Annotated in this window: 20 protein-coding genes and 2 tRNA genes; 19 read left to right on the top strand and 3 right to left on the bottom strand. The window is 65.5% G+C overall.

Annotation, left to right across the window (positions count from 1 at the left end):
- The first annotated feature begins 7 nt into the window (after window positions 1–7).
- The 14 genes from nuoL to AC5P6E_RS13935 all read left to right on the top strand — a co-directional run bounded on the left by nuoL (window position 8) and on the right by AC5P6E_RS13935 (window position 16,934).
- Window positions 8–2,167 (top strand): NADH-quinone oxidoreductase subunit L, encoded by a 2,160-nt coding sequence (nuoL, locus tag AC5P6E_RS14000; protein ID WP_191849726.1) that lies wholly within the window; start codon window positions 8–10, stop codon window positions 2,165–2,167.
- Window positions 2,168–2,190: 23 nt separating this feature from the next.
- Window positions 2,191–3,699: an NADH-quinone oxidoreductase subunit M gene (locus AC5P6E_RS13995; RefSeq protein ID WP_005410452.1), complete on the top strand. Its 1,509-nt coding sequence runs from the start codon at window positions 2,191–2,193 to the stop codon at window positions 3,697–3,699.
- A 15-nt stretch (window positions 3,700–3,714) separates the two neighbouring features.
- Window positions 3,715–5,175 carry an NADH-quinone oxidoreductase subunit NuoN gene (nuoN, locus tag AC5P6E_RS13990; RefSeq protein ID WP_262102150.1) on the top strand — a complete coding sequence of 487 codons (1,461 nt, stop codon included), beginning with the start codon at window positions 3,715–3,717 and terminating at the stop codon, window positions 5,173–5,175.
- Window positions 5,176–5,302: 127 nt separating this feature from the next.
- Window positions 5,303–5,379 (top strand) — tRNA-Met (locus AC5P6E_RS13985).
- An 82-nt stretch (window positions 5,380–5,461) separates the two neighbouring features.
- Window positions 5,462–5,538: transfer RNA gene (locus AC5P6E_RS13980), tRNA-Met, on the top strand.
- 401 nt (window positions 5,539–5,939) lie between these two features.
- A complete protein-coding gene (gene rimP, locus AC5P6E_RS13975; RefSeq protein WP_197597918.1) occupies window positions 5,940–6,530 on the top strand; it encodes a ribosome maturation factor RimP in 591 nt (196 codons plus the stop codon).
- 4 nt (window positions 6,531–6,534) lie between these two features.
- The gene (gene nusA, locus AC5P6E_RS13970) at window positions 6,535–8,046 is read left to right on the top strand and encodes a transcription termination factor NusA (RefSeq protein WP_006458580.1); all 1,512 of its coding nucleotides are present in this window, start codon (window positions 6,535–6,537) and stop codon (window positions 8,044–8,046) included.
- 92 nt (window positions 8,047–8,138) lie between these two features.
- The gene (gene infB, locus AC5P6E_RS13965) at window positions 8,139–10,784 is read left to right on the top strand and encodes a translation initiation factor IF-2 (protein ID WP_010486450.1); all 2,646 of its coding nucleotides are present in this window, start codon (window positions 8,139–8,141) and stop codon (window positions 10,782–10,784) included.
- Between the two features lie 92 nt (window positions 10,785–10,876).
- Window positions 10,877–11,260 (top strand): 30S ribosome-binding factor RbfA, encoded by a 384-nt coding sequence (rbfA, locus tag AC5P6E_RS13960; RefSeq protein WP_005410447.1) that lies wholly within the window; start codon window positions 10,877–10,879, stop codon window positions 11,258–11,260.
- Between the two features lie 108 nt (window positions 11,261–11,368).
- Window positions 11,369–12,277 carry a tRNA pseudouridine(55) synthase TruB gene (truB, locus tag AC5P6E_RS13955; RefSeq protein WP_495231053.1) on the top strand — a complete coding sequence of 303 codons (909 nt, stop codon included), beginning with the start codon at window positions 11,369–11,371 and terminating at the stop codon, window positions 12,275–12,277.
- A 173-nt stretch (window positions 12,278–12,450) separates the two neighbouring features.
- On the top strand, window positions 12,451–12,711 hold the full coding sequence (gene rpsO, locus AC5P6E_RS13950; RefSeq protein WP_005410445.1) for a 30S ribosomal protein S15: 261 nt from the start codon (window positions 12,451–12,453) through the stop codon (window positions 12,709–12,711).
- 151 nt (window positions 12,712–12,862) lie between these two features.
- Window positions 12,863–14,971, top strand: a complete 2,109-nt coding sequence (pnp, locus tag AC5P6E_RS13945; protein WP_019336892.1) for a polyribonucleotide nucleotidyltransferase — start codon at window positions 12,863–12,865, stop codon at window positions 14,969–14,971.
- 277 nt (window positions 14,972–15,248) lie between these two features.
- Window positions 15,249–16,439: a glycoside hydrolase family 18 protein gene (locus AC5P6E_RS13940; protein ID WP_164192692.1), complete on the top strand. Its 1,191-nt coding sequence runs from the start codon at window positions 15,249–15,251 to the stop codon at window positions 16,437–16,439.
- Window positions 16,440–16,529: 90 nt separating this feature from the next.
- The gene (locus tag AC5P6E_RS13935) at window positions 16,530–16,934 is read left to right on the top strand and encodes a VOC family protein (RefSeq protein WP_100446314.1); all 405 of its coding nucleotides are present in this window, start codon (window positions 16,530–16,532) and stop codon (window positions 16,932–16,934) included.
- A 24-nt stretch (window positions 16,935–16,958) separates the two neighbouring features.
- Here AC5P6E_RS13935 and AC5P6E_RS13930 read toward each other — a convergent pair whose 3' ends face one another.
- From AC5P6E_RS13930 to AC5P6E_RS13920, 3 genes are read right to left on the bottom strand one after another with little or no spacing between them, the layout of a single operon-like run.
- Entirely contained in the window at window positions 16,959–18,518 is a 1,560-nt protein-coding gene (locus tag AC5P6E_RS13930) for a PepSY-associated TM helix domain-containing protein (protein ID WP_019336890.1), read from the bottom strand.
- Window positions 18,519–18,528: 10 nt separating this feature from the next.
- Window positions 18,529–18,792 (bottom strand): hypothetical protein, encoded by a 264-nt coding sequence (locus tag AC5P6E_RS13925; RefSeq protein WP_043401932.1) that lies wholly within the window; start codon window positions 18,790–18,792, stop codon window positions 18,529–18,531.
- Entirely contained in the window at window positions 18,792–19,088 is a 297-nt protein-coding gene (locus AC5P6E_RS13920; protein WP_005410439.1) for a hypothetical protein, read from the bottom strand. The genes AC5P6E_RS13925 and AC5P6E_RS13920 overlap by 1 nt, the downstream gene beginning before the upstream one ends.
- 428 nt (window positions 19,089–19,516) lie before the next feature.
- On the opposite strand from AC5P6E_RS13920, the gene thrS reads away from it, so the two are divergent.
- The 5 genes from thrS (at window position 19,517) to AC5P6E_RS13895 (ending at window position 24,032) form a co-directional block, all read left to right on the top strand.
- Window positions 19,517–21,418: a threonine--tRNA ligase gene (gene thrS, locus AC5P6E_RS13915; RefSeq protein ID WP_010486466.1), complete on the top strand. Its 1,902-nt coding sequence runs from the start codon at window positions 19,517–19,519 to the stop codon at window positions 21,416–21,418.
- Window positions 21,419–21,466: 48 nt separating this feature from the next.
- Window positions 21,467–22,009 (top strand): translation initiation factor IF-3, encoded by a 543-nt coding sequence (gene infC / locus AC5P6E_RS13910; protein ID WP_005410437.1) that lies wholly within the window; start codon window positions 21,467–21,469, stop codon window positions 22,007–22,009.
- Window positions 22,010–22,274: 265 nt separating this feature from the next.
- Window positions 22,275–22,472, top strand: coding sequence for a 50S ribosomal protein L35 (gene rpmI / locus AC5P6E_RS13905; protein ID WP_005410436.1), 198 nt, complete (start codon window positions 22,275–22,277; stop codon window positions 22,470–22,472).
- An 11-nt stretch (window positions 22,473–22,483) separates the two neighbouring features.
- A complete protein-coding gene (gene rplT, locus AC5P6E_RS13900; RefSeq protein WP_005410435.1) occupies window positions 22,484–22,843 on the top strand; it encodes a 50S ribosomal protein L20 in 360 nt (119 codons plus the stop codon).
- Window positions 22,844–23,036: 193 nt separating this feature from the next.
- Entirely contained in the window at window positions 23,037–24,032 is a 996-nt protein-coding gene (locus AC5P6E_RS13895; RefSeq protein ID WP_005417865.1) for a phenylalanine--tRNA ligase subunit alpha, read from the top strand.
- The last annotated feature ends 52 nt before the right edge of the window (window positions 24,033–24,084 follow it).

Raw genomic sequence — 24,084 nt, 5'->3', positions numbered from 1 at the left:
TCCACAGATGGAAATCACTCTCTCCAAGAGTCTGTTGATCGCAGTGGTGCTTGCACCGCTGTTCGGCAGCATCATCGCCGGCCTGTTCGGTCGCCAGGTCAAGCGCTTCGGCGCGCAGACCATCACCATCCTCGGCGTTGCGGTTGCCTGCGGCCTGTCGATGTACACGCTCTACCAGCTGCTCTGGGGCGGTGCGCAGCCGTTCAACCAGAACATCTACACGTTCTTTGAAGTCGGCCAGTACTCGGCCCACGTCGGCTTCATGGTCGACAAGCTGACCGCGATGATGATGGTGGTGGTGACCTTCGTGTCGCTGCTGGTCCACATCTACACGATCGGCTACATGCAGGACGATCCGGGCTACCAGCGGTTCTTCAGCTACATCTCGCTGTTCACCTTCTCGATGCTCACCCTGGTGATGAGCAACAACTTCCTGCAGCTGTTCTTCGGCTGGGAAGCGGTTGGCCTGGTGTCGTACCTGCTGATCGGCTTCTGGTTCAAGCGCCCGACCGCGATCTTCGCCAACATGAAGGCGTTCCTGGTCAACCGCGTCGGTGACTTCGGCTTCCTGCTGGGCATCGCCGGCGTGCTGTGGGTGTTCGGCACCCTGGACTACTCGCAGGTGTTCTCGCAGGCCGGCATGCTGGCTGACCCGCGCGCCCAGCTGCAGATCTGGGACGGCACGATCCTGGGCATGCAGCTGCTGAACGAGCCGGTGATCTGGTCGATCGCCACCGTCATCTGCATCTGCCTGTTCATCGGCGCCATGGGCAAGTCGGCCCAGGTCCCGCTGCACGTGTGGCTGCCGGACTCGATGGAAGGCCCGACCCCGATCTCGGCACTGATCCACGCCGCGACGATGGTGACCGCCGGTATCTTCATGGTCACCCGCATGTCGCCGCTGTTCGAGCTGTCGCAGACCGCGCTGAACTTCGTGCTGTTCATCGGTGCCACCACCGCGTTCTTCACCGGCCTGATCGGCATCGTGCAGAACGACATCAAGCGCGTCGTCGCGTACTCCACGCTGTCGCAGCTGGGCTACATGACCGTCGCCCTGGGCGTGTCGGCCTATTCGGCGGCCGTGTTCCACCTGATGACCCACGCCTTCTTCAAGGCGCTGCTGTTCCTGGGTGCCGGCTCGGTCATCATCGCGATGCACCACGAGCAGGACATGCGCAAGATGGGCGGCCTGCGCAAGTACATGCCGATCACCTTCGTCACCATGTGGATCGGTACGCTGGCCCTGGTCGGTACGCCGTTCTTCTCCGGCTTCTATTCGAAGGACACCATCATCGAGGCGGCCGAGATCCACGCCCACATGCAGAACAGCTGGGTGGCCACCTATGGTTACTGGGCAGTGCTGGGTGGCGTGCTGGTGACCAGCTTCTACAGCTTCCGCCTGCTGTTCATGACCTTCCATGGCAAGGAACGCTTCCGCGACGCGCACGACGATCATGGCCATGGCCATGACGATCACCACGCCGCCGACGCCCACCATGGCGATGCCCATGACGACCACGGCCATGGCCACGGTCCGCATGAGCCGCACGAAACCCCGTGGGTGGTGACCCTGCCGCTGATCCTGCTGGCCATCCCGTCGATCGCCATCGGTTTCTTCAGCATCGGCCCGATGCTGCATGGCACCGACTGGGCCGGCCACCATGCGCACGAGGCGATCAAGGGCCAGGCGCAGACGTTCTTCACCGGCATCGTCGACTTCTACGATCCGGCCAAGAACACCGTCGCGTTCCTGGGTGAAGAGTTCCATGGTCCGGTCGCGTTCGCGCTGCACGGCATGATGCTGCCGCCGTTCTGGCTGACCCTCGCGGGCTTCCTGCTGGCCGCGCTGTTCTACCTCTGGAAGCCGGACCTGTCGGGCAAGGCGCGCAAGACCTTCGCCCCGATCGTTTCGGTGCTGGAAAACAAGTACGGCTTCGACAAGCTGTGGATCGATGGCTTTGCCGGCGGCAGCGTCAAGCTGGGCAAGGTCTCGCGCTGGATCGACAGCAACATCGTCGACGGCGTGGTCAATCTCTCGGCACGTGTTGTGGACGTTGCAGCCGGCGTGCTGCGTCGTACCCAATCCGGTTTCCTCTATCACTACGCCTTCGCGATGATCATCGGCCTGATTGCCCTGCTGGGCGTGCTGATGCATTACCTGCGTTGATGACCTGTACGGAATAAGAAGACGTGTCGAACTGGCCTCTACTCAGTGTCCTCATCTGGCTGCCGATCATCGGTGGCGCCCTGATCCTTGCGATCCGTGATGCGCAGACCGCCCGCTGGGCGTCGCTGGGTGTCGCGGTGCTCACCTTCGTTGCAAGCCTCTCGCTGCTGAGCGGCTACAACGCGGGCATCGACGGCCTGCAGTTCGTCGAGACCCATGCCTGGATCCCGGCGTACAAGATCGGCTACAACCTGGGCGTGGACGGCATTGCCGTGGCGCTGATCCTGCTGACCACCCTGGTCAGCGTGCTTGCCCTGATCGGCGCCTGGAGCGCCATCGACAAGCGCGTGAACCAGTACGTGGCGGCCTTCCTGATCCTGGAAGGCGTCACCGTCGGCATCTTTGCCGCGACGGACGCGATGCTGTTCTACGTGTTCTTCGAGGCGATGCTGATCCCGATGTTCCTGATCATCGGCGTCTGGGGCGGCCCGCGCCGCATCTACGCAGCACTGAAGTTCTTCCTGTACACCTTCCTCGGCTCGGTGCTGATGCTGGTGGCACTGATCTACCTGTACATGAAGGGCGGCAGCTTCCAGCTGGCCGACCTGTACGCGCTGCCGCTGTCGGCCAAGGAACAGACCTGGATCTTCTTCGCCTTCCTGATCGCCTTCGCGGTCAAGGTGCCGATGTTCCCGGTGCACACCTGGCTGCCGGACGCGCACGTGGAAGCGCCGACCGCCGGTTCGGTGATCCTCGCCGCCATCGCGCTGAAGATCGGTGGCTACGGCTTCCTGCGCTTCAACCTGCCGATCGTCCCGGACGCGTCGCAGGAATGGGCCTGGCTGGTGATCGCGCTGTCGCTGATCGCGGTGATCTACGTCGGCCTGGTCGCTCTGGTGCAGGACGACATGAAGAAGCTGATCGCCTATTCGTCGATCGCGCACATGGGCTTCGTCACCCTGGGCACCTTCATCGCCCTGTGGCTGGTGCGTGAGGCCGGCAACGCCGATGCCGCCCGCCTGGGCCTGCAGGGCGCCATGGTGCAGATGATCTCGCACGGCTTCGTGTCCGGTGCGATGTTCTCCTGCGTCGGCGTGCTGTACGACCGCATGCACAGCCGCCGCATCGCCGATTACGGCGGCGTGGTCAACGTGATGCCGTGGTTCGCCACCTTCGCCATGCTGTTCTTCATGGCCAATGCCGGCCTGCCGGGCACCAGCGGTTTTGTCGGTGAGTTCATGGTCATCCTGTCGGCTTTCCAGCGTAATCCGTGGATCGCACTGGGCGCGGCCACCACCCTGATCATCGGTGCCGCCTACACCCTGTGGCTGTACAAGCGCATCTTCTTCGGCGAGGTGGCCAACAGCCACGTGGCCGAACTGAAGGACATCAACGGCCGCGAATGGCTGGTGCTGGGCGTGTTCGCCATCGGCGTGCTGGCGCTGGGCATCTACCCCAAGCCGCTGACCGACCTGATGGAGCCCTCGATCGCGAAGCTGGCGATGCAGATCGCATCCAGCAAGCTGCTGTAATTCCAGGATTTGATGATGACCACCTCGCCGCTGCTGCCATTGACCGCCGCTGACCTGCCACCGCTCGCTCCCGAGCTGGTGCTGATCGGCAGCGCCTTCGCCCTGATGATCCTCGACCTGTTCGTCAGCAACCGGAACAAGATCGTCACCCACCTGTTCTCGCTCGCTGCGCTGGCCGTGGTGCTGTTCATGCTGGCCACCGGCGTGGGCGGGCAGGGGGAGGTCTTCCATGGCATGTTCGTGCGCGATACCGCCGCGGACGTGATGAAGACCGGGATCGTGCTGCTCAGCGGCCTGACCCTGATCTACGGCTGGCGCTACCTGCGTGACCGCAACCTGTTCCAGGGCGAGATCCCGGTGCTGATCCTGTTCGGCACCGCCGGCATGATGATCCTGGTCTCGGCCGGCAGCCTGCTGATGGTCTACCTGGGCCTGGAACTGCTGGCGCTGTGCTCCTACGCCCTGGTCGCCAGCAACCGCGAGAACGGCCTGGCCTCGGAAGCGGCGATGAAGTACATCGTGCTCGGCTCGCTGGCCTCCGGCCTGCTTCTGTACGGCATGTCGCTGATCTACGGCGCCACCGGCAGCCTGCACCTGGACGTCATCCGCGATGCCATCCCGCACTCGGAAGAGCGCGTGCTGCTGATCACCGGTGCGGTGTTCATGATCGCCGGCGTCGCCTTCAAGCTGGGTGCCGCGCCGTTCCACATGTGGCTGCCGGACGTTTACCAGGGTGCCCCGGCGCCGATCGCGCTGTTCATCAGCTCGGCACCGAAGCTGGCCGCATTCGGCATGGCCTACCGCCTGCTGGAAATGGGCGTGGGCCCGCTGTCGACCGAACTGCAGCTGCTGATTGCTGGCCTGGCCGCCGTCTCGCTGGTGATCGGCAACCTGATGGCCATCGCGCAGAGCAACCTCAAGCGCATGCTGGCGTTCTCCACCGTCTCGCACATCGGCTTCCTGCTGATGGGTATTGCCGGTGGCGGTTCGCAGGGCTATGCCGCCGCGCTGTTCTATGCACTGGCCTACGCCATCATGTCCACCGCCGCCTTCGGTGCGATCATCGCGCTGTCGCGTGCCGGCTTTGAAGCCGAGAACATCGAGGACTTCAAGGGCCTGAACGCCCGCAACCCGTGGATGGCCGTCCTGGTGCTGTGCATCATGGCGTCGCTGGCCGGCATCCCGCCGTTCCTGGGCTTCTGGACCAAGCTGGCGGTGCTGGGCGCGGCCGTCAACGGTGGCCTGCTGTGGCTGGCCATCCTCGGCGTGCTGTGTGCCGTGGTCGGCTGCTTCTACTACCTGCGCGTCATCAAGGTCATGTACTTCGATGAGCCGGTGGGCGAGGCCATGCCGCGCAGCAACGACCGCGTCCTGGGCCTGGTGCTGGGCGTGAACGCGCTGGCACTGCTGGCGCTGGGCCTGGCCTGGAACCCGATCATGGTCTGGTGCCAGCAGGCATTTGCGCATCTTGCATAAAAGTTGACACAAAGCTGCGCGATTCGTGTAATATGCGCAGCCTGAGTTGTCACTGCAGCGGTTCAGCCAGAACATCGTTGCGGTAGCCCTCCTCGAAAGAGCAGGGCAGCAGTTCAAACACTTCCGGTGCGGGGTGGAGCAGTCTGGCAGCTCGTCGGGCTCATAACCCGAAGGTCGCAGGTTCAAATCCTGCCCCCGCTACCAACATCGAACCGGCGCCAACCGGTCTGATGAATGAGGGAAAGCTTGCATGTTTTGAAGTTATCGCTCATAATTCCGCTTCTGATGCGGGGTGGAGCAGTCTGGCAGCTCGTCGGGCTCATAACCCGAAGGTCGCAGGTTCAAATCCTGCCCCCGCTACCAAGTAAAGAGATCGCCTTCGAAGTCCTGCTTCGAAGGCGTTTTTCTTTGGGGCGGTGCTCGATCCGCCGGGCATGGCCCGGCGCTACCACCGTGCGGCGTACGGGTAGCGCCGGGCCATGCCCGGCGAGCGCAGCGGACGCTTCGGGGTAGCCCCGCACCTTGCACCAGCGCGGTGCAGCCGCTATCATCAGCGACCTAGCAATACCCCTGAAGGTGGCCTCCCCAGCGGGAGTCCAGACCCGGAAGGAGGGCCGCAACCGGCAGGCAATGCGGGTTGCAACCGGAATCCAGTCACCGGAGTCTTTCCGGAAAAGGGGCCCAGCGGGCCCTTTGTCGTTTCCGGGGCGTCATGTTTTCACGCCGGCCAAGGCCGGCACCCAACCAAGAGATCAAGGCAGGCTGTGAGCGACAAGGCAACCGACATCGCGAATCTGCTCGCCCCGACCGTTGTGTCGCTGGGCCTGGAGCTGCTGGGCGTTGAGTATCTGCCGGCCCCCGGCGGTGCGACCCTGCGCCTTTACATCGACGTGCCGCTGGCTGAACAGCCCGGGCGCATCATCAATGTCGACGACTGCGAGCGGGTCAGCCGCGAAGTGTCGGCGCAGCTGGACGTCGAAGACCCGATCAGCGGCAATTACACGCTGGAAGTGTCCTCGCCGGGCGTGGATCGCCCGCTGTTCAACCTGGAGCAGTTCGCCCGCCACCAGGGTGAATCGGCCAAGGTCACGCTGAAGCTGCCGCAGGACAACCGTCGTCGCCTGCAGGGCCGTATCGAGGCGACCGACGAGGCCGCTGGCACCATCACCTTCATCGTCGACAAGACCGAAGTGGTGGTGTCGGCCGACAACATCGACAAGGCACGGATCATGCCCGACTGGGTGGCGCTGGGGCTGGCCCCGAGCAAGCCGACCGGTCCGGCACCGAAGCGTCCGAAGCCGAACACGAATTCTTCTTCCAACGAGCCGGCGGCAAAGAAGCCGCGCGCGGAGTGAGCCAATGAGCAAGGAACTGTTGCTGGTAGTCGACGCAGTCGCCAACGAGAAGGGCGTGCCGCGTGAAGTGATCTTCGATGCCATCGAGGCCGCCCTGGCCTCGGCAGCGAAGAAGCGCTATCCCGACGAGGAAGTGCTGACCCGCGTGGTCATCGACCACAAGGATGGCAGCTACGAAACCTACCGCCGCTGGGAAGTGGTGGCCGATGACGTGGTCATGGAATCGCCGGATCGCCAGATCCGCCTGATGGACGCGGTCGATGAAGCCGAAGGCGTGGACGTCGGCGACTACATCGAAGAGCAGATCGAGAACCCGGATTTCGGCCGCATCGCTGCCCAGGCCGCCAAGCAGGTCATCGTCCAGCGCGTGCGCGAAGCCGAGCGCCAGCAGGTCGTGGATGCATGGAAGGATCGCGTGGGTGAGCTGATCACCGGTGTGGTCAAGCGCGCCGAGCGCGGCAACATCTACGTCGACCTCGGTGGCAACGCCGAAGGCTTCATCCCGAAGGACAAGGGCATTCCGCGCGATGTGCTGCGCGCCGGCGACCGCGTGCGCGGCTACCTGGCCGAAGTCCGTTCGGAACCGCGTGGCCCGCAGCTGTTCATCAGCCGTGCCGCCCCGGAATTCATGATCGAGCTGTTCAAGCTGGAAGTGCCGGAAGTCGGCCAGGGCCTGGTGGAAATCAAGGCCTGTGCCCGCGATCCGGGCGACCGCGCCAAGATCGCCGTGCTGGCCCACGACCAGCGCACCGATCCGATCGGTGCCTGCATCGGCATGCGCGGTTCGCGCGTGCAGGCCGTGTCCAACGAGCTCAATGGCGAGCGCGTGGACATCGTGCTGTGGAACGACAACCCGGCCAACTTCGTCATCAACGCGATGGCGCCGGCCGAAGTGCAGTCGATCATCGTTGATGAAGACAAGCACTCGATGGACCTGGCTGTCGCTGAAGACCGCCTGGCCCAGGCGATCGGCAAGGGCGGGCAGAACGTGCGCCTGGCCAGCCGCCTGACCGGCTGGCAGCTCAACGTGATGACCCAGGACCAGGTCACCGCCAAGTCGGAAGCCGAGCAGGCGTCGGCCCGCCAGCTGTTCATGGACAAGCTGGAAGTTGACGAAGAGATCGCCGGCATCCTGGTCAGCGAAGGCTTCGGTACCGTCGAGGAAATCGCTTATGTCCCGGTCGGCGAACTGCTGGCCGTGGAAGGTTTCGACGAAGACATCGTCGAAGAGCTGCGCGCTCGTGCCCGCGATGCGCTGCTCAATGAGGCCCTGGCAGTCGAAGAAGGCCTTGAAGACGGCCAGCCGGCGCAGGACCTGCTGTCCCTGAAGGGCATGGACGAAGCCACCGCATATGCGCTGGCCGGCCACGGCGTGCGTACCAGCGAGGACCTGTCCGACCTGGCCGCCGACGAGGTCATGGACTTCGGTATCGAAGGACTGGATCAGGCGCGCGCCGCTGCGCTGATCCTGGCCGCCCGTGCCGAAGAGATCGCCCGACTGGAACGCGGCGAATGAGCCGGCAATGAACAGGGCCCTGAGCCGCTCAGGGCGTAGAATCCGCGCCACCTCCAGATGCGGGGGGGCGCCCACAAGATCATAGGATCCGAATGTCGCAGCAAACCACCATCCGCAAGCTTGCCGAACTGGTCAACACGCCGGTCGAAAAACTGCTGGAACAGCTGGCCGGTGCCGGCATGAAGTTCAGCGGTCCCGACCAGGTCGTGACCAGCTCCGAGAAGGTTAAGCTCCTGGGCTTCCTTCGTCGTTCGCACGGCAAGCCCGAGCAGGCCCCGGAAGAGACCGATCAGTCTGCAAAGAAGATCACGCTCAACCGCCGGAAGCAGCAGGAAGTGACGGTCAATTCCGGTCGCAGCAAGACGACCGTGAATGTCGAGGTGCGCCAGAAGCGCACCTACGTCAAGGATGGTGCGCGCGCCATGACGCCGGACGAAGAGCGCGCCGACATCCTGCGCAAGCTGGAAGAGTCGCGTGCCCGCAACCTCGCCGAACAGCAGGCCTTGGCCGAGAAGGATCGTCTGCGCGACGAAGCCATCGTCCGCGCCCGTGAGGAAGAGATTGCGGCCAAGGAACGCGCAGAGGCCGAGAAGAAGGCTGCCGAAGAGGCTGCGGCTGCCGCCAAGGCTGCCGAGGCACTGGCCGCCACCAAGCCCAAGCGCGCTCCGATCGATGAAACCGCGCCGCGGCCGCCACGCACGCCGGCCGCCGCTCCGGCTGCGCCGCGCAGTGCGCCGCCGCCGCCGCGCAACGACGACCGCAACAACCGCAGCGCGCCGCGCAACGAGCGTGGCCCGGGCGATCGTTTCGCCGGCCAGATGCACCTGTCGGCTGCCGACCGCGCGCGTCGTGGCAACAGCAACAACAGCAACACCCGTGGTCGTCCGGGCGGGCGCAACCAGGCGGGTGGCCGTCGCGACATGTCGCGCGGTGGCAACAATGCCGGTCCGCACGCCTTCGAGCGTCCGACCGCGCCGGTGGTGCGTGAAGTGGCGATCGGCGACACGATCACCGTGGCCGACCTGGCGCAGAAGCTCGCGCTGAAGGGCGGTGAGGTGGTCAAGGCGCTGTTCAAGATGGGCGTGATGGCCACCATCACCCAGTCCATCGACCATGACACCGCCGCGCTGGTGACCGAAGAACTCGGTCACAAGGCAATCCGTGCCAATGACAACGATGCCGAAGACGCACTGCTGGCCTCGACCGGTGAAAACCAGGGCGAAGCCACCCAGCGTCCGCCGGTGGTCACCATCATGGGCCACGTCGACCACGGCAAGACCTCGCTGCTGGATTACATCCGCCGTACCAAGGTCGCCACCGGCGAAGCCGGCGGCATCACCCAGCACATCGGTGCCTACCACGTGGATACGCCGAAGGGCGTGATCAGCTTCCTGGATACCCCGGGCCATGCTGCCTTCACCTCGATGCGTGCCCGCGGCGCCAAGCTGACCGATATCGTGGTGCTGGTCGTGGCCGCCGATGACGGCGTCATGCCGCAGACCAAGGAAGCGATCCAGCACGCCCGTTCGGCGGGTGTGCCGCTGATCGTGGCGATCAACAAGATCGACAAGTCCGACGCCGACCCGATGCGGGTCAAGAACGAACTGCTGTCCGAGCAGGTCGTGGCCGAAGACTTCGGTGGTGATACCCAGATGGTGGAGATCTCGGCCAAGACCGGCCTGGGCATCGACGACCTGCTGGACGCCATCTCGATCCAGGCCGAACTGCTGGAGCTGAAGGCCGTCGACGAAGGCCGCGCCTCGGGCGTGGTGATCGAATCGTCGCTGGACAAGGGCCGCGGCCCGGTCGCGACCGTGCTGGTGCAGCAGGGCCGCCTGAAGAAGGGCGACTACCTGGTGTGCGGCATCCAGTACGGCCGCGTGCGTGCGCTGTTCGACGAAACCGGCAAGCAGCCGGAGTTCGCCGGCCCGTCCATCCCGGTGCAGGTCCTGGGCCTGTCCGGCGTGCCGGAAGCCGGTGACGACTTCGTGGTCGTCGAGGATGAGCGCCTGGCCAAGGACGTTGCCCAGCAGCGTGAGACCAAGCGCCGTGAATCGCGCCTGGTGGCCACCGCTGGCAGCCGCATGGAAGACATCATGGCGACCCTGGGCAAGGGCGAGGGCCAGCAGGTCCTCAACCTGGTCATCAAGGCCGACGTGCAGGGTTCGGTGCAGGCCTTGAGCCAGGCACTGGTCGCGCTGTCCAACGACGACATCCGCATCAACGTGATCCACTCCGGCGTGGGCGGCATCACCGAATCGGACGCCAACTCGGCGGCTGCTTCGAAGGCCACCGTCATCGGCTTCAACGTGCGTGCGGATGCTTCGGCCCGTCGCATCATCGAATCCAACGGCGTCGACTTGCGTTACTTCTCGATCATCTATGACGTGATCGATCAGGTGAAGCAGGTGGCCTCCGGTCTGCTGGGCGTGGAGATCCGCGAAGAGATCATCGGTATCGCCGAGGTCCGCGACGTGTTCCGCAGCTCCAAGCTGGGCGCCGTTGCCGGCTCGATGGTCATCGAGGGCGTGGTCAAGCGCAACAAGCCGATCCGCGTGCTGCGCGACAGCGTGGTGATCTTCGAAGGCGAACTGGAATCGCTGCGCCGCTTCAAGGAAAACGTCGAGGAAGTCCGCAACGGTACCGAATGCGGTATCGCGGTGAAGGCCTACAACGACGTCAAGCCGGGTGACCAGATCGAGTGCTTCGAGCGTATCGAAGTGCCGCGCACCCTGTAATGCTGCAAGGTGGCCCGACCAACGGTCGGGCCCTACCATGTACCTGTAGCGCCCGACCGTTGGTCGGGCGACAACTGAACCAAGAGCTCCTCGTGCCCAAGACTTTCCATCGAACCGACCGTGTCTCCGCCCAGCTGCGCCGTGAACTCGGCACCCTGGTGCACAACGCCGTGCGCGAGCATGGGTTGCCCTCGGTGAGCGTGTCCGACGTGGAAATCACCCGCGACATGGCCCATGCCAAGGTGTTCGTCACCGCGCTGATGCCGGAACGTTCGGCTGAAGCCGTGGCAGGCCTGAAGGAGCTGGGCTACCGCCTGCGCATGGATCTGGCCCGCGCGATGAAGCTGCGCCACGTGCCGGAGCTGCATTTCCACTACGACGACTCGGTCGACCGTGGTGAGCACATCGACAACATCCTGCGCGACCTGCCCGATACGCTGGCCGCGGAGAAGCGTCGCGAGAGCGACGAAGAATAAGCCAGCGCCGGGCCCATGCCCGGCGTCTTTTCATTCTGACCGTGCGAGGCCGGACGCTGGCCGCGCTTCGCGCTCGCCGGGCATGGCCCGGCGCTACCCGTATCTGTCATGACCCGAATTCAGTTCCGCCGCCTGGATGGCATCCTGCTGCTCGACAAGTCGACCGGCATGAGTTCCAACGCCGCCCTGCAGGTGGCTCGTCGCCTGTTCCGTGCCGAAAAGGGCGGCCATACCGGCAGTCTCGACCCGCTGGCCACCGGCCTGTTGCCGCTGTGCTTCGGCGAGGCGACCAAGATTGCCGGCCTGCTGCTCGGCTCGGCCAAGGCCTACGACGCCGAGATCATGCTGGGCCAGACCACCGACACCGACGATGCCGAAGGCCAGGTGCTGCTGCAGCGCCCGGTGCCTTCGATCAGTGCCGAGACCCTGCAGGCGGTGCTGGCGCCGCTGACCGGCAGCATCCGCCAGCGCGCCCCGATCTATTCGGCGCTGAAGCAGGGCGGGGAGCCGCTGTATGTGAAGGCCCGCCGCGGTGACGTCATTGAAGCGCCGGAGCGCGAGGTGCAGGTGCACGCCATCGAGGTGCTCGAGCAGCGGCCGGAGCGGTTGCGGCTGCGTGTGACCTGCGGCTCGGGCACCTATATCCGCAGCCTGGCCCGCGATCTGGGCGAGGCGCTGGGCTGTGGCGCGCATATCAGTGCGCTGCGCCGGCTCTGGGTCGAGCCGTTCCGTGAACCGGCGATGGTCACCCTGGATCAGCTGCGGGCGATGGTCGAGGCGGGTGACGAGGCGGGCATGGACGCGCTGCTGCTGCCGCTGGCGGCCGGCCTGGCTGAATACCCGCGGGTCGACCTCGATGCCGACCAGGCCCACCGCTTCTGCGTCGGCCAGCGCCAGCGCGATCTGTCGTGGCCCCGTGGTCTGGTGGCCGTGTTCGGTCCGGACGATGCTGTCCAGGGGTTGGGTCAGGTCGATGACAGTGGCCTGCTGGCTCCGCAGCGTCGTTTCAACCTCTGACCGGGCCCGGACGGTTCAGCCCCGGACCTTGTTCCGAGGCCCCCCGACCGTTACAATTTCGCGGCCGTTTTCCGGCAGCCTGCCTCGCGCAGGTTTCATCCTCGTAGTCCACGGCGAGCCTGGCGGTGCGCGAAGCGCGTTCCTGCCGGCCACGCATCACAGAGAAAAAAGAAATGTCGATCGACACCCAGAAGGTCATTGAAGACAACAAGCGCAGCTCGGCTGACACCGGCTCCCCGGAAGTCCAGGTTGCACTGCTGACCGCCCGCATCGAACTGCTGACCGGCCACTTCAAGACCCACAAGAAGGACCACCACAGCCGCCGCGGCCTGCTGCAGATGGTCAACCGCCGTCGCAGCCTGCTCGACTACCTGAAGAAGAAGGACGTCGAGCGTTACAAGGCCCTGATCGAAAAGCTTGGCCTGCGTCGCTAAGCAACGAATCCCCCGCGGCGCAGCGATGCGCCGCGGTTTTGTTTTGTAGCACCGCAATCCCCGATTCAGGCCGGAACGATCCGGCCACCCGCTGGCGGCAAGGGTCGCCGACGGTCCAAATTCGCAGACAGCATCCCCAAGGACACCCTCCGTGGCAAAAATCACCAAAACCTTCCAGTACGGCAAGCACACCGTCACGCTCGAGACCGGCGAAGTCGCCCGTCAGGCCAGCGGTGCCGTCATCGTCAAGATGGACGACACCGTACTGCTGGTCACCGCCGTCGCCGCCAAGAGCGCGCGCGAAGGCCAGGACTTCTTCCCGCTGACCGTCGATTATCAGGAAAAGTTCTACGCCGGCGGCCGTATCCCGGGTGGTTTCTTCAAGCGTGAAGGCCGTGCGACCGAGAAGGAAACCCTGATCTCGCGTCTGATCGACCGTCCGATCCGCCCGCTGTTCCCCGAAGACTACAAGAACGAAGTGCAGATCATCGCCACGGTCATGTCGCTGAACCCGGACGTGGACGGCGACATCCCGGCCCTGATCGGCGCCTCGGCTGCCCTGGCCCTGGCCGGCACCCCGTTCATGGGTCCGATCGGCGCTGCCAAGGTCGGTTACAAGAACGGCGAGTACATCCTGAACCCGACCGTCAGCGAACTGGCTGACTCGCAGCTGGAACTGGTCGTCGCCGGCACCTCCAACGCCGTGCTGATGGTTGAATCCGAAGCTGCGCTGCTGTCCGAAGAAGTGATGCTGGGCGCCGTGACCTTCGGTCACCGCGAGATGCAGAAGGTCATCAACGCGATCAACGAGCTGACCGTCGAAGCCGGCACCAAGCCGTCGACCTGGGAAGCCCCGGCCAAGAACGACGCGCTGATCGCCGCCCTGAAGGAAGCCATCGGCCCGCGCCTGGGCGAAGCCTTCCAGGTGCGCGACAAGCTGCAGCGCCGCGACGCCATCTCGGCAATCAAGAAGGACGTGGTCGAAGCCCTGGCAGGCCGCGTGGCCGCCGAAGGCTGGAACCCGGCCGAGCTGTCGAAGGAATTCGGCGAGCTGGAATACCGCACCATGCGTGACTCGGTGCTGGACACCAAGGTGCGCATCGACGGCCGTGCGCTGGACACCGTCCGCCCGATCACCGTGAAGACCGGCGTGCTGCCGCGTACCCACGGCTCCTCGCTGTTCACCCGCGGCGAAACCCAGGCCATTGTGACCATCACCCTGGGCACCGCCCGTGACGGCCAGGTCATCGACGCCGTTGCCGGTGAGTACAAGGAAAACTTCCTGTTCCACTACAACTTCCCTCCGTTCTCGGTGGGTGAGTGCGGCCGTATGATGGGCCCGAAGCGCCGCGAAATCGGCCACGGTCGCCTGGCCAAGCGCGGCGTGCTGGCTGTCATGCCGTCGCTGGAAGCCTTCCCGTACACCATCCGCGTCGTCTCGGAAATCACCGAGTCGAACGGTTCCTCGTCGATGGCCTCGGTCTGCGGTTCCTCGCTGGCCCTGATGGACGCCGGCGTGCCGGTGAAGGCACCGGTTGCCGGTATCGCCATGGGTCTGGTCAAGGAAGGCGAGCGCTTCGTCGTCCTGTCCGACATCCTGGGTGACGAAGATCACCTGGGCGACATGGACTTCAAGGTGGCCGGTACCGCTGAGGGCATCTCCGCCCTGCAGATGGACATCAAGATCGAAGGCATCACCGAAGAGATCATGAAGCAGGCCCTGCAGCAGGCCAAGGCTGGCCGTCTGCACATCCTGGGCGAAATGGCCCACGGCCTGACCGCTCCGCGTGAAGAGCTGTCGGACTACGCGCCGCGCCTGTTGACCATCAAGATCCACCCGGACAAGATCCGCGAAGTGATCGGCAAGGGTGGTTCGACCATCCAGGCCATCACCAAGGAAACCGGCACCCAGATCGACATCCAGGACGACGGCACCATCGTCATCGCATCGGTCAACGCCATCGCTGCCCAGGCCGCCAAGGCCCGCATCGAGCAGATCACCTCGGACGTCGAGCCGGGCCGCATCTACGAAGGCAAGGTCGCCAAGATCATGGACTTCGGTGCGTTCGTCACGATCCTGCCGGGCAAGGACGGTCTGGTCCACGTGTCGCAGATCTCCAGCGATCGCGTCGAGAAGGTCGGCGACGTGCTGAAGGAAGGCGATGTGGTCAAGGTCAAGGTGCTGGAAGTCGACAAGCAGGGCCGTATCCGCCTGTCGATGAAGGCCGTGGAAGAAGGCGACGCCGTCAGCGCCGAATAATCGGCGGTGGGTGTCAACCTTGCTTGGTTGACACGCTCCTGGAATCGCTGAAATGAAAAAGCGGGCTTCGGCCCGCTTTTTCTTTGCCTCGAAGTTGCGAACAACCGCTCACCCAGGTCGCCGCATGTCCTGCTGCGGTGCATGAGAGGCGCTACGCAGCCATTGTTCTGTCACCGTTGCGCGGATCGCGCCTGTCCATCGGACGACATGCCACGACATCGGTCCCACAGCCCCATCGGTTTGCTAACGTGGCGGCGCCTTCGAACCGGGAGATTCCATGTTCCGCCAGACTGTGGCCGTCCTTGCCGGACTGATTGCCGGCGCCCTGCCCATTGCCGCGCACGCTGCGCCCGCACAGCCGCCGATCTTCGGTGCCTACTACCCCGGTGGTTCCGCCGAGCGCTATCCGGTGTCGAGCATTCCGGCCGAGCGCCTGACCCACCTGTTCTACGCGTTCTCGACCATCGAGGACGGGCGCTGCACGATCGGTGCGGAAGCGCCGAAGAATTTCGCCGCACTGGCCGAACTCAAGAAGGCGCATCCGCACCTGCGCACGCTGATTTCGATCGGCGGCTGGGGCGCAGGCGGGTTCTCCGATGCGGCACTGACCGAAACCAGCCGCAAGCGCCTGGTCGACTCATGCATGACGCTGTTCTTCGAGCGCCATGCAGGCAGCTTCGATGGTGTGGACATCGACTGGGAATTCCCGGTCAGTGGTGGGCCGAAGGAACTGGCGCACCGCCCGCAGGATCGTGCCAACCTGACCCGGCTCGCGCAGGCGTTCCGCGTGGCACTTGATGCGCGCGGTCGCAAGGCGGGGCAGCCGATGCTGCTGACCGCCGCGCTGGCCGCCGGTCGCCTGCAGACGGATGGCCCCTACGATCCGGCGGCGAGCTACGACCTGCCGGCGCTGGCCAAGGTGTTCGATTTCATCAACCTGATGAGCTACGACATGGGCACCGGCTTCTCGGCGGTGTCGACCTTCAACGCACCGCTGCTTGAGGTGGCGGCCGATCCACTGGCGCCGGAGCTGCGCCGTTGGAACAACGTGGCCGGTGCCGTGCAGTTTTACCGCGACCACGGCGTACCGGCCCACAAGCTGGTGCTGGGCGTGCCGTTCTACGGGCGCGGCTTCAAGGTTACAGGTGATGCCCCGGATGGGTTGTACCAGCCCTACAGCGCACCGGCCGATGCAGGCGACTGGCGGGTGATCAAGGCGCGCTATCTCGACCAGCCGGGCTGGACGAAGCACTGGCAGCCGCAGGCGCAGAGCCCGTGGCTGTACAACGCCGAACAGAAGGTCTTCATCAGCTATGAAGACCCGCGCTCGATCGGGCTGCGTGCGCAGTTCGCCCGCGAGCAGGGCCTGGCCGGTGTATTCATGTGGGAGCTGACCGGCGACGACGAGCAGGCCAGCCTGCTCAACGCCATGCTGGGCCCCTGGCAGAAGGCGCGCATCGGCGATTGAGCTGCATCAGGCGATGCCCGGCGCAATGCCGCAACGCCATCGGCCCAACCCCGCACAGCATGTCCACGCCCGCAGCGTTACGCTGCGGGCATGATCCATCTCGAACGCCTGGACCATCTGGTCCTCACCGTCGCCGACATCGACCGCAGCTGTGATTTCTACCAGCGCGTGCTCGGCATGCAGGTCGTGCGCTTCGGCGCGGGACGTACCGCGCTGCAGTTCGGCCAGCAGAAGATCAATCTGCATCCGGCCAGTGCCCCGCTGCAGCCGCATGCGTTACGACCCACGCCGGGCAGCGCCGACCTGTGCCTGGTCACGCATACGGCGGCAATCGATGTGCTGGCACACCTGCAGGCGCAGGCCGTCGCGGTGGAGGAGGGGCCGGTGGCCCGCACCGGCGCACTGGGTCCAATCGAATCGGTGTACTTCCGCGACCCGGATGGCAACCTGATCGAAGTCAGCCGCTACCTGGACCCAGCGCACCTGCTCCGGTAGCGCCGGGCCATGCCCGGCGAAGGCTCAGTTGGCCCAGACGCTGTTCGGATCGCCGTTGCGGGCGCGGCGTTGACTGGCCACTGCCAGGCGGGCGAAGCCGAAGGCCATGGCCAGCGCGATGGCATCGACCCAGAACAGCGGCCAGTGGCCACGCGCGGCCGCACGCCACAGCCAGTCACCATTGAGTGCGCCGTGCAGGATCGGCACCAGCGCGGTACTGATTGCCGCCGCCCACAGCAGCTCGCGTGCGGCCTGTGCCGGGCGGCGCAGCGCGGCCCACAGCGCACAGGCCGCCCAGCTGCCGAAGCAGGCCCAGCGGATGCCGTGGTCGACCGCCGCCGGCGCCAGCCGTTCCAGCACCAGCGCGGTGAGGAACGCGACCGAGATCGCCACGCACAGGCCGATGCACACGCCGACCGTGGCCCGTGCCATGTTCACTCCGGCGCGCGGTTGCTGCGGCTGGCGACGCTTGCGCCGCGACTCGATCCACAGCAGGTTGCCCGAGTAGAACAGGAACGCACCGCCCAGGCCGAGCAGGAAGTACAGCCAGACCACCACGCCGTTGCCGAACTCGCCGAAGTGCAGCGCATAGGCGGCGCTGAGCGTGGCGTGGTTGGCGTCGCGCTGGCCTGGCAGCTGGGTGGCCAGTACCTGGCCGGTGGCGACATCCAGCGCCACGGCGCCGAGCGGGCCGAGGGTGCCGGTGGATTCGCCGGTGATCTCGATGGTGGCGTTGGTGTCGCCCGCGTTGGCCAGCTTCAGGTAGGCCGGCTCGAAGCTGGTCACGCCCTGTGCGCGCGCCACCTCCAGCGCCCGCGCCTGCAGCACGCGCAGGCTGCCCGGCGGCGAGGGGATGCCGGTCGCTTCACGCACCGGTGCGGTGTCCATCGCTGTTGGCACGGCCTGCAGGGCCTTGCCGTCGAAGATCAGGGGGTTGAGCAGGGCCATCTGCACGAACACCAGGCAGAGCAGGGCGCCGGTCACCGCGAACATCAGGTGGAAGGGCAGGCTCAGTACGCCGATCACGTTGTGCGCGTCCTGCCACAGCTGTTTCAGGTTGCGCCCCGGACGCAGCGCGAACAGGTCGCCGAGCAGCTTCGGCAGATGGATCACCAGGCCGCTGAGCAGCGCCATGCCGTACAGCAGGCTGACAATGCCCATCACGTAGATGCCGGCCACGGGCAGGCCCAGGCTGTAGTGCAGCTCGTTGACCAGCTCGGCCAGCCCGGTCTGCGGCGGCGTCGGGCTGCCGCCAATCTGCCCCGGCCAGGCATAGCGCCAGCTGCCATCATCGGCCTGCCAGTACGCAAGTGGCTGCGGGTGGTCGGCGCCGGGGAAGGTCATGCCGACGTGGCGGCGGGCTTCCGGGTGTGTCGCCAGTACGTCTTCCAGCAGGTACTGCGCATCGTCCAGCCCGGCTGGCAGTGCGGTGGCCGCGCCCGGGGTCTGCCACAGCGGCAGGTCGTGATGGAACAGGGTCAGCGCACCGGCGTAGAAGGCCACGAACAGGCCGAACCCGGCGACCAGGCCGACCCAGGTGTGCAGGGTGGTGAACGTGCGCAGCGTCTGCGAACTGAACTTCATGGGAGAGGTCTCATTGCACCGCGCCGGTCAGGCGCAGCAGCCCGAGCACGGCGAAGCCGGCGGCGGCGCTGCCGCCCAGCACGAGCCAGGCACGCAGCGCGCTGCGGAAACTGAACGCCCACAGGGCGGCCAGCATCCACAGCGGGATGAAAGCGATCAGGGTCGGCACCAGCGCCCGCTGCCAGGGGCCGGGCGGCAGCCATGCCAGCAGGCCGGTCGCGGCCGCGGCCAGGAAGAAGCCGGCGACGATGCCGGCGAAGGCGCGCGGCCACATCAGGGCGACTCCGTGCCCGGGCGATGCCAGGCGGCCAGTGCCGGCAGCAGCATCGCCGCCAGCATCCAGGTGCACAGCATGGCCACCAGGCCGGCGGCAAAGCCGAGCTCGGCCATCCACAGCCACAGCGCGGCGGCGGCCGCGACCAGGCCGATCTGGCGGCCCAGGCGGCCGGCCCGGCGCAGGCGCGGCCAGCGGCAGTGCGGCGAGGCGGCATAGAAGGCCAGCGCGGAGAACATCGCCGCCAGCATGCCCAGGCTGCAGAAGCCCAGGGTGGAAAGGCCGACGGTGATCATTGCGGGCGGCCGCCGTGGCAGCGGGCCAGCGAACGCGGGGCACGGGCGGGGCCGGCGGGAGCCGGTCGGAGCGGGTGGCGCATCACGAGGTCCTGGGGGGAAGCGGGCAGGCTGGCACGGGGCGGGCTGCGCGGACATGGTAATCATTGCGTTTTCACGCCGCCAGCGAGGGCCATTCAGCGTACCGTACGGTAGCCCTTGGGCTTTCCGGTGCGCTGGTTTAAGATCATCACACTCCCTGACTGGAACAAGGTGGCCCGCGCCCAGCGCCGGCCGAGCGTGCGACATGAGCACTACCACCGCCCACTGTTGACCTGCCCCCGAAGGCCCTGTGTCCCTGGCGCCCTCGTGGCGCTTTTTTATTGCCCGGGCGCCGCCCCGGGAGCGCTTTCCAGCCCGCCCAGCGGGCCCCGCACGAAGCCACTCCGATGATCAACATTACCCTCCCCGACGGCAGCCGCCGCGAGTTTGAAAACCCCGTCAGCGTCATGGACGTCGCCCAGTCGATCGGTGCCGGCCTGGCCAAGGCCACCATCGCCGGTGCCGTGGATGGCGTGCTGGTCGATGCCAGCGACGTCATCGACCACGATGCCAGCCTGCGCATCATCACCGCCAAGGACGAGGAGGGCGTGGAGATCATCCGCCACTCCTGCGCCCACCTGGTCGGCCACGCCGTCAAGCAGCTGTACCCGGATGTGAAGATGGTGATCGGCCCGGTGATCGCCGAAGGCTTCTACTACGACATCTACTCCGAGCGCCCGTTCACCCCGGACGACATGGCCGCGATCGAGAAGCGCATGGGTGAACTGATCGCCCAGGACTACGACGTCATCAAGAAGATGACGCCGCGCGCCGAAGTGATCGAGATCTTCAAGGCCCGTGGTGAGGACTACAAGCTGCGCCTGATCGAGGACATGTCCGACGACATCCAGGCGATGGGCATGTACTACCATCAGGAATACGTGGACATGTGCCGTGGCCCGCACGTGCCGAACACGCGCTTCCTGAAGGCCTTCAAGCTGACCCGCATCTCCGGCGCCTACTGGCGTGGCGACGCGCAGAACGAACAGCTGCAGCGCATCTACGGCACCGCCTGGGCGGACAAGAAGCAGCTTGAGGCGTACATCAAGCGCATCGAGGAAGCCGAGATGCGCGACCACCGCCGCATCGGCAAGCAGCAGGACCTGTTCCACCTGCAGGAAGAAGCGCCGGGCCTGGTGTTCTGGCACCCGAAGGGCTGGGCGCTGTGGCAGGTGGTCGAGCAGTACATGCGCAAGGTCTACCGCAACAGCGGCTACGGCGAAGTGCGCTGCCCGCAGATCCTGGACGTGAGCCTGTGGAAGAAGTCCGGCCACTGGGACAACTACCAGGACAACATGTTCTTCACCGAATCGGAGAAGCGCACCTACGCGGTCAAGCCGATGAACTGCCCGGGCCACATCCAGGTGTTCAACCAGGGCCTGCACAGTTACCGCGACCTGCCGATCCGCTACGGTGAGTTCGGTTCCTGCCACCGCAACGAGCCGTCCGGCGCGCTGCACGGCATCCTGCGCGTGCGTGGCTTCACCCAGGACGACGGCCACGTGTTCTGCACGGAAAACCAGATCGAGTCGGAAGTGACGGCCTTCCATCAGCAGGCGCTGGCGGTCTACCAGCACTTCGGCTTCGACGACATCCAGATCAAGATCGCCCTGCGCCCGGAATCGCGCCTGGGTGACGATGCGACCTGGGACAAAGCGGAGGGCGCGCTGCGCTCGGCGCTGACCGCCTGTGGCGTGGAATGGCAGGAGCTGCCGGGCGAGGGTGCCTTCTATGGCCCGAAGATCGAGTACCACCTGAAGGACGCCATCGGCCGTACCTGGCAGCTGGGCACCATGCAGGTCGACTTCATGATGCCGGGCCGCCTGGGCGCCGAGTACGTGGACGAGAACAGCCAGAAGAAGCACCCGGTCATGCTGCACCGGGCCATCGTCGGCTCGATGGAGCGCTTCCTGGGCATCCTGATCGAGCACCATGCCGGCCAGTTCCCGGCCTGGCTGGCCCCGACCCAGGTGGTGGTGGCCAACATCACCGACGCCCAGGCCGACTACGTCTCGGGCGTGACCAAAACCCTTGCGGAGCAAGGCTTCCGCGTCAGCTCGGATTTGCGTAACGAGAAGATCGGCTATAAAATCCGCGAGCATACGTTGCAGCGCGTGCCCTACCTGCTGGTCATTGGTGACCGCGAGAAGGAAAATGGGGCTGTGGCGGTGCGTACGCGTTCTGGCGAAGATCTGGGCAGCATGAGCCTGCAGGCCTTCATCGAGCGGCTCCACGCCGAGGGCGCGTAAGCAAAGGTCCGGTCCGGGCGCACAGGCACCCGGACCGGTTCGATACCCTTGGGAGAACGTAATATCAGCACCCCTGACAACAAACAGAACCGCAAGAATCAGGAAATCCGTGTGCCGCGCGTCCGCGTGATCGGCAGTGACGGAGAAATGATCGGCGTGTTGTCGCGCGACGAAGCGCTGTCCATGGCCGAAGATGAAGGCCTGGACCTGGTCGAAATCCAGCCGCAGGCCGATCCGCCGGTCTGCAAGATCATGGACTTCGGCAAGTTCAAGTTCGAAGCGCAGAAGAAGGCCAGCGAGGCCAAGAAGAAGACCAAGCAGGTCGAGATCAAGGAAGTGAAGTTCCGTCCGGTCACGGACGAGGGCGACTACCAGATCAAGCTGCGCAAGATGCGCGGGTTCCTTGAGGATGGTGACAAGATCAAGGTCAACATCCGCTTCCGTGGCCGTGAAATGAGCCACCAGGAACTGGGCCGCGAAATGGCCAACCGGATCGAGACCGATCTGGGCGAGGACATCGTCATTGAATCCCGTCCGCGCCTGGAAGGGCGTCAGATGGTCATGATGATCGCGCCGAAGAAGAAGACCTGAGGCCTGACGGGCCGCCCTCCGGGGCGCCTGGCTGAACGGTTCAGGGTGAAGGGGCGCCATCGGCGCCCCTTCGCTTTTGCGGCATGCCGGTAAATTGCCGTGAAAGGGTTGCAGGGGCTGGTGGCAGGGCGGTTTTGCCTGTATCATGCCCGGCTCGACCCACCCAGGACGGGTCGTACGCCGATCATGGCAGGACGGAAAGAGCGGCCCAGGCCGCCGCCAGATCAGTCAGAAACCAGGGTCATATCCCATCAAGGACATTGCAATGCCCAAGATCAAGACCAACCGGGCAGCGGCCAAGCGTTTCCGCAAGACCGCCTCGGGCAAGTACAAGTGCGGCCACGCCAACCGTAGCCACATCCTCACGAAGAAAGCGACCAAGCGTAAGCGTAATCTGCGTCAGACGGGCCATGTCCGTGCAGAAGACGCAGGCCGTCTGGACCGCATGCTCCCTTACCTCTGAGGAACTGAAAAATGGCACGAGTTAAGCGTGGCGTACAGGCGCGTCGCCGCCACAAGAAGATTCTGGATCTCGCCAAGGGCTATTACAACGCCCGTCGCAAGGTCTTCCGCGTCGCCAAGCAGGCGGTCATCAAGGCTCAGCAGTACGCCTACATCGGCCGTAAGCAGAAGAAGCGCAACTTCCGTTCGCTGTGGATCACCCGTATCAATGCGGCTGCCCGCATCAACGGCCTGAGCTACAGCCGCTTCATGAACGGTCTGCTGAAGGCCGGCATCACCCTGGATCGCAAGGTCCTGGCTGACATCGCCGTGCACGACGCAGCCGGTTTTGCTGCGCTGGCCGAAAAGGCCAAGGGCGCGCTGGCGGCATAAGTCCTTCCCGATGCCGTAACCGTTCACTCGGAACGGTGTCAGGTCAAGGCAATGCATGGGGAAGGGCGCAAGTCCTTCCCCATTCTTTTTTGGGTCCCGGCGAGGCCACGATGGCAGCGCGGGGACGGCGGTGGCGACAGGGGTCGGCCCTTCGCGCATCGCGATGGCAGATCGACTGGAGTTCCGGCCCCCCATGAGCGACATCCAATCCCTCACCACCCAGGCGCTGGCCGATGTGGCCGCCGCACAGAGCCCCGACGTGCTGGAACAGTTGCGCGTGGCCCTGCTTGGCAAGAGTGGCAGCATCACTTCGCAGCTCAAGCAGCTCGGCGCGCTGCCGGCCGACGAGCGCAAGGCCGCCGGTGAAGCGATCAACCAGGCCCGCGATGCGCTGACCCGCGCGCTGGGTGAGCGCAAGGCACTGCTGGAAGACGCGGCACTGGATGCGCGCCTGGCCGCCGAAGCCATCGACATCACCCTGCCGGGTCGCAACGGCGACCGCGCCGGCCTGCACCCGATCACCCGCACCCTGGAGCGCATCACCGGCATCTTCGGCCGGCTGGGCTACGAGCTGTCGGAAGGGCCGGAGATCGAGGACGACTGGCACAACTTCGAGGCGCTGAACTTCCCGCCGCACCACCCGGCGCGCGCCATGCACGACACCTTCTACTTCGGCGACGGACGCCTGCTGCGCACGCATACCTCCGGTGTGCAGGTGCGCTACATGGGCGACCACGCGCCGCCGCTGCGCATGATCGCCGCCGGCAAGGTGTACCGCAGCGACAGCGACCAGACCCACTCGCCGATGTTCCACCAGGTCGAAGGCCTGCTGGTGGACGAGCATTCGACCTTCGCCGACCTGAAGGGCACGCTGGCCGAGTTCGTGCGCGCGTTCTTCGAGCGCGACTTCGAGATGCGTTTCCGTCCCAGCTACTTCCCGTTCGTTGAGCCGGGTGCGGAAGTGGACATCGCCTGGCAGCAGCCCGATGGCAGCACCCGCTGGCTGGAAGTGCTCGGCTGCGGCATGGTCCATCCGAACGTGCTGCGCAATGTCGGCATCGATCCGGAGCGCTACACCGGCTTTGCCTTCGGCATGGGCGTGGAGCGTTTCGCGATGCTGCGCTACGGCGTCAACGACCTGCGCGCGTTCTTCGAGAACGACGTGCGGTTCCTGAAGCAGTTCGCGTAAGCCGCAACCGTGTAGAGCCGAGCCATGCTCGGCTGCTTTTCTGGATGGACGC

The sequence above is a fragment of the Stenotrophomonas sp. YJH_SMC_16 genome (assembly GCF_059367875.1).
This window is presented reverse-complemented; position numbering and strand designations above follow the sequence as displayed.

Coding starts and splice junctions, on each gene's coding strand:
- nusA (WP_006458580.1), top strand. CDS start 6,535: ATGAGCAAGGAACTGTTGCTGGTAGTCGACGCAGTCGCCAACGAGAAG.
- AC5P6E_RS13935 (WP_100446314.1), top strand. CDS start 16,530: ATGATCCATCTCGAACGCCTGGACCATCTGGTCCTCACCGTCGCCGAC.
- thrS (WP_010486466.1), top strand. CDS start 19,517: ATGATCAACATTACCCTCCCCGACGGCAGCCGCCGCGAGTTTGAAAAC.
- infB (WP_010486450.1), top strand. CDS start 8,139: ATGTCGCAGCAAACCACCATCCGCAAGCTTGCCGAACTGGTCAACACG.
- rpmI (WP_005410436.1), top strand. CDS start 22,275: ATGCCCAAGATCAAGACCAACCGGGCAGCGGCCAAGCGTTTCCGCAAG.
- AC5P6E_RS13940 (WP_164192692.1), top strand. CDS start 15,249: ATGTTCCGCCAGACTGTGGCCGTCCTTGCCGGACTGATTGCCGGCGCC.
- AC5P6E_RS13925 (WP_043401932.1), bottom strand. CDS start 18,792: ATGTGGCCGCGCGCCTTCGCCGGCATCGTCGCCGGCTTCTTCCTGGCC.
- AC5P6E_RS13930 (WP_019336890.1), bottom strand. CDS start 18,518: ATGAAGTTCAGTTCGCAGACGCTGCGCACGTTCACCACCCTGCACACC.
- nuoL (WP_191849726.1), top strand. CDS start 8: ATGGAAATCACTCTCTCCAAGAGTCTGTTGATCGCAGTGGTGCTTGCA.
- rpsO (WP_005410445.1), top strand. CDS start 12,451: ATGTCGATCGACACCCAGAAGGTCATTGAAGACAACAAGCGCAGCTCG.
- AC5P6E_RS13895 (WP_005417865.1), top strand. CDS start 23,037: ATGAGCGACATCCAATCCCTCACCACCCAGGCGCTGGCCGATGTGGCC.
- truB (WP_495231053.1), top strand. CDS start 11,369: ATGACCCGAATTCAGTTCCGCCGCCTGGATGGCATCCTGCTGCTCGAC.
- nuoN (WP_262102150.1), top strand. CDS start 3,715: ATGACCACCTCGCCGCTGCTGCCATTGACCGCCGCTGACCTGCCACCG.
- AC5P6E_RS13920 (WP_005410439.1), bottom strand. CDS start 19,088: ATGATCACCGTCGGCCTTTCCACCCTGGGCTTCTGCAGCCTGGGCATG.
- rplT (WP_005410435.1), top strand. CDS start 22,484: ATGGCACGAGTTAAGCGTGGCGTACAGGCGCGTCGCCGCCACAAGAAG.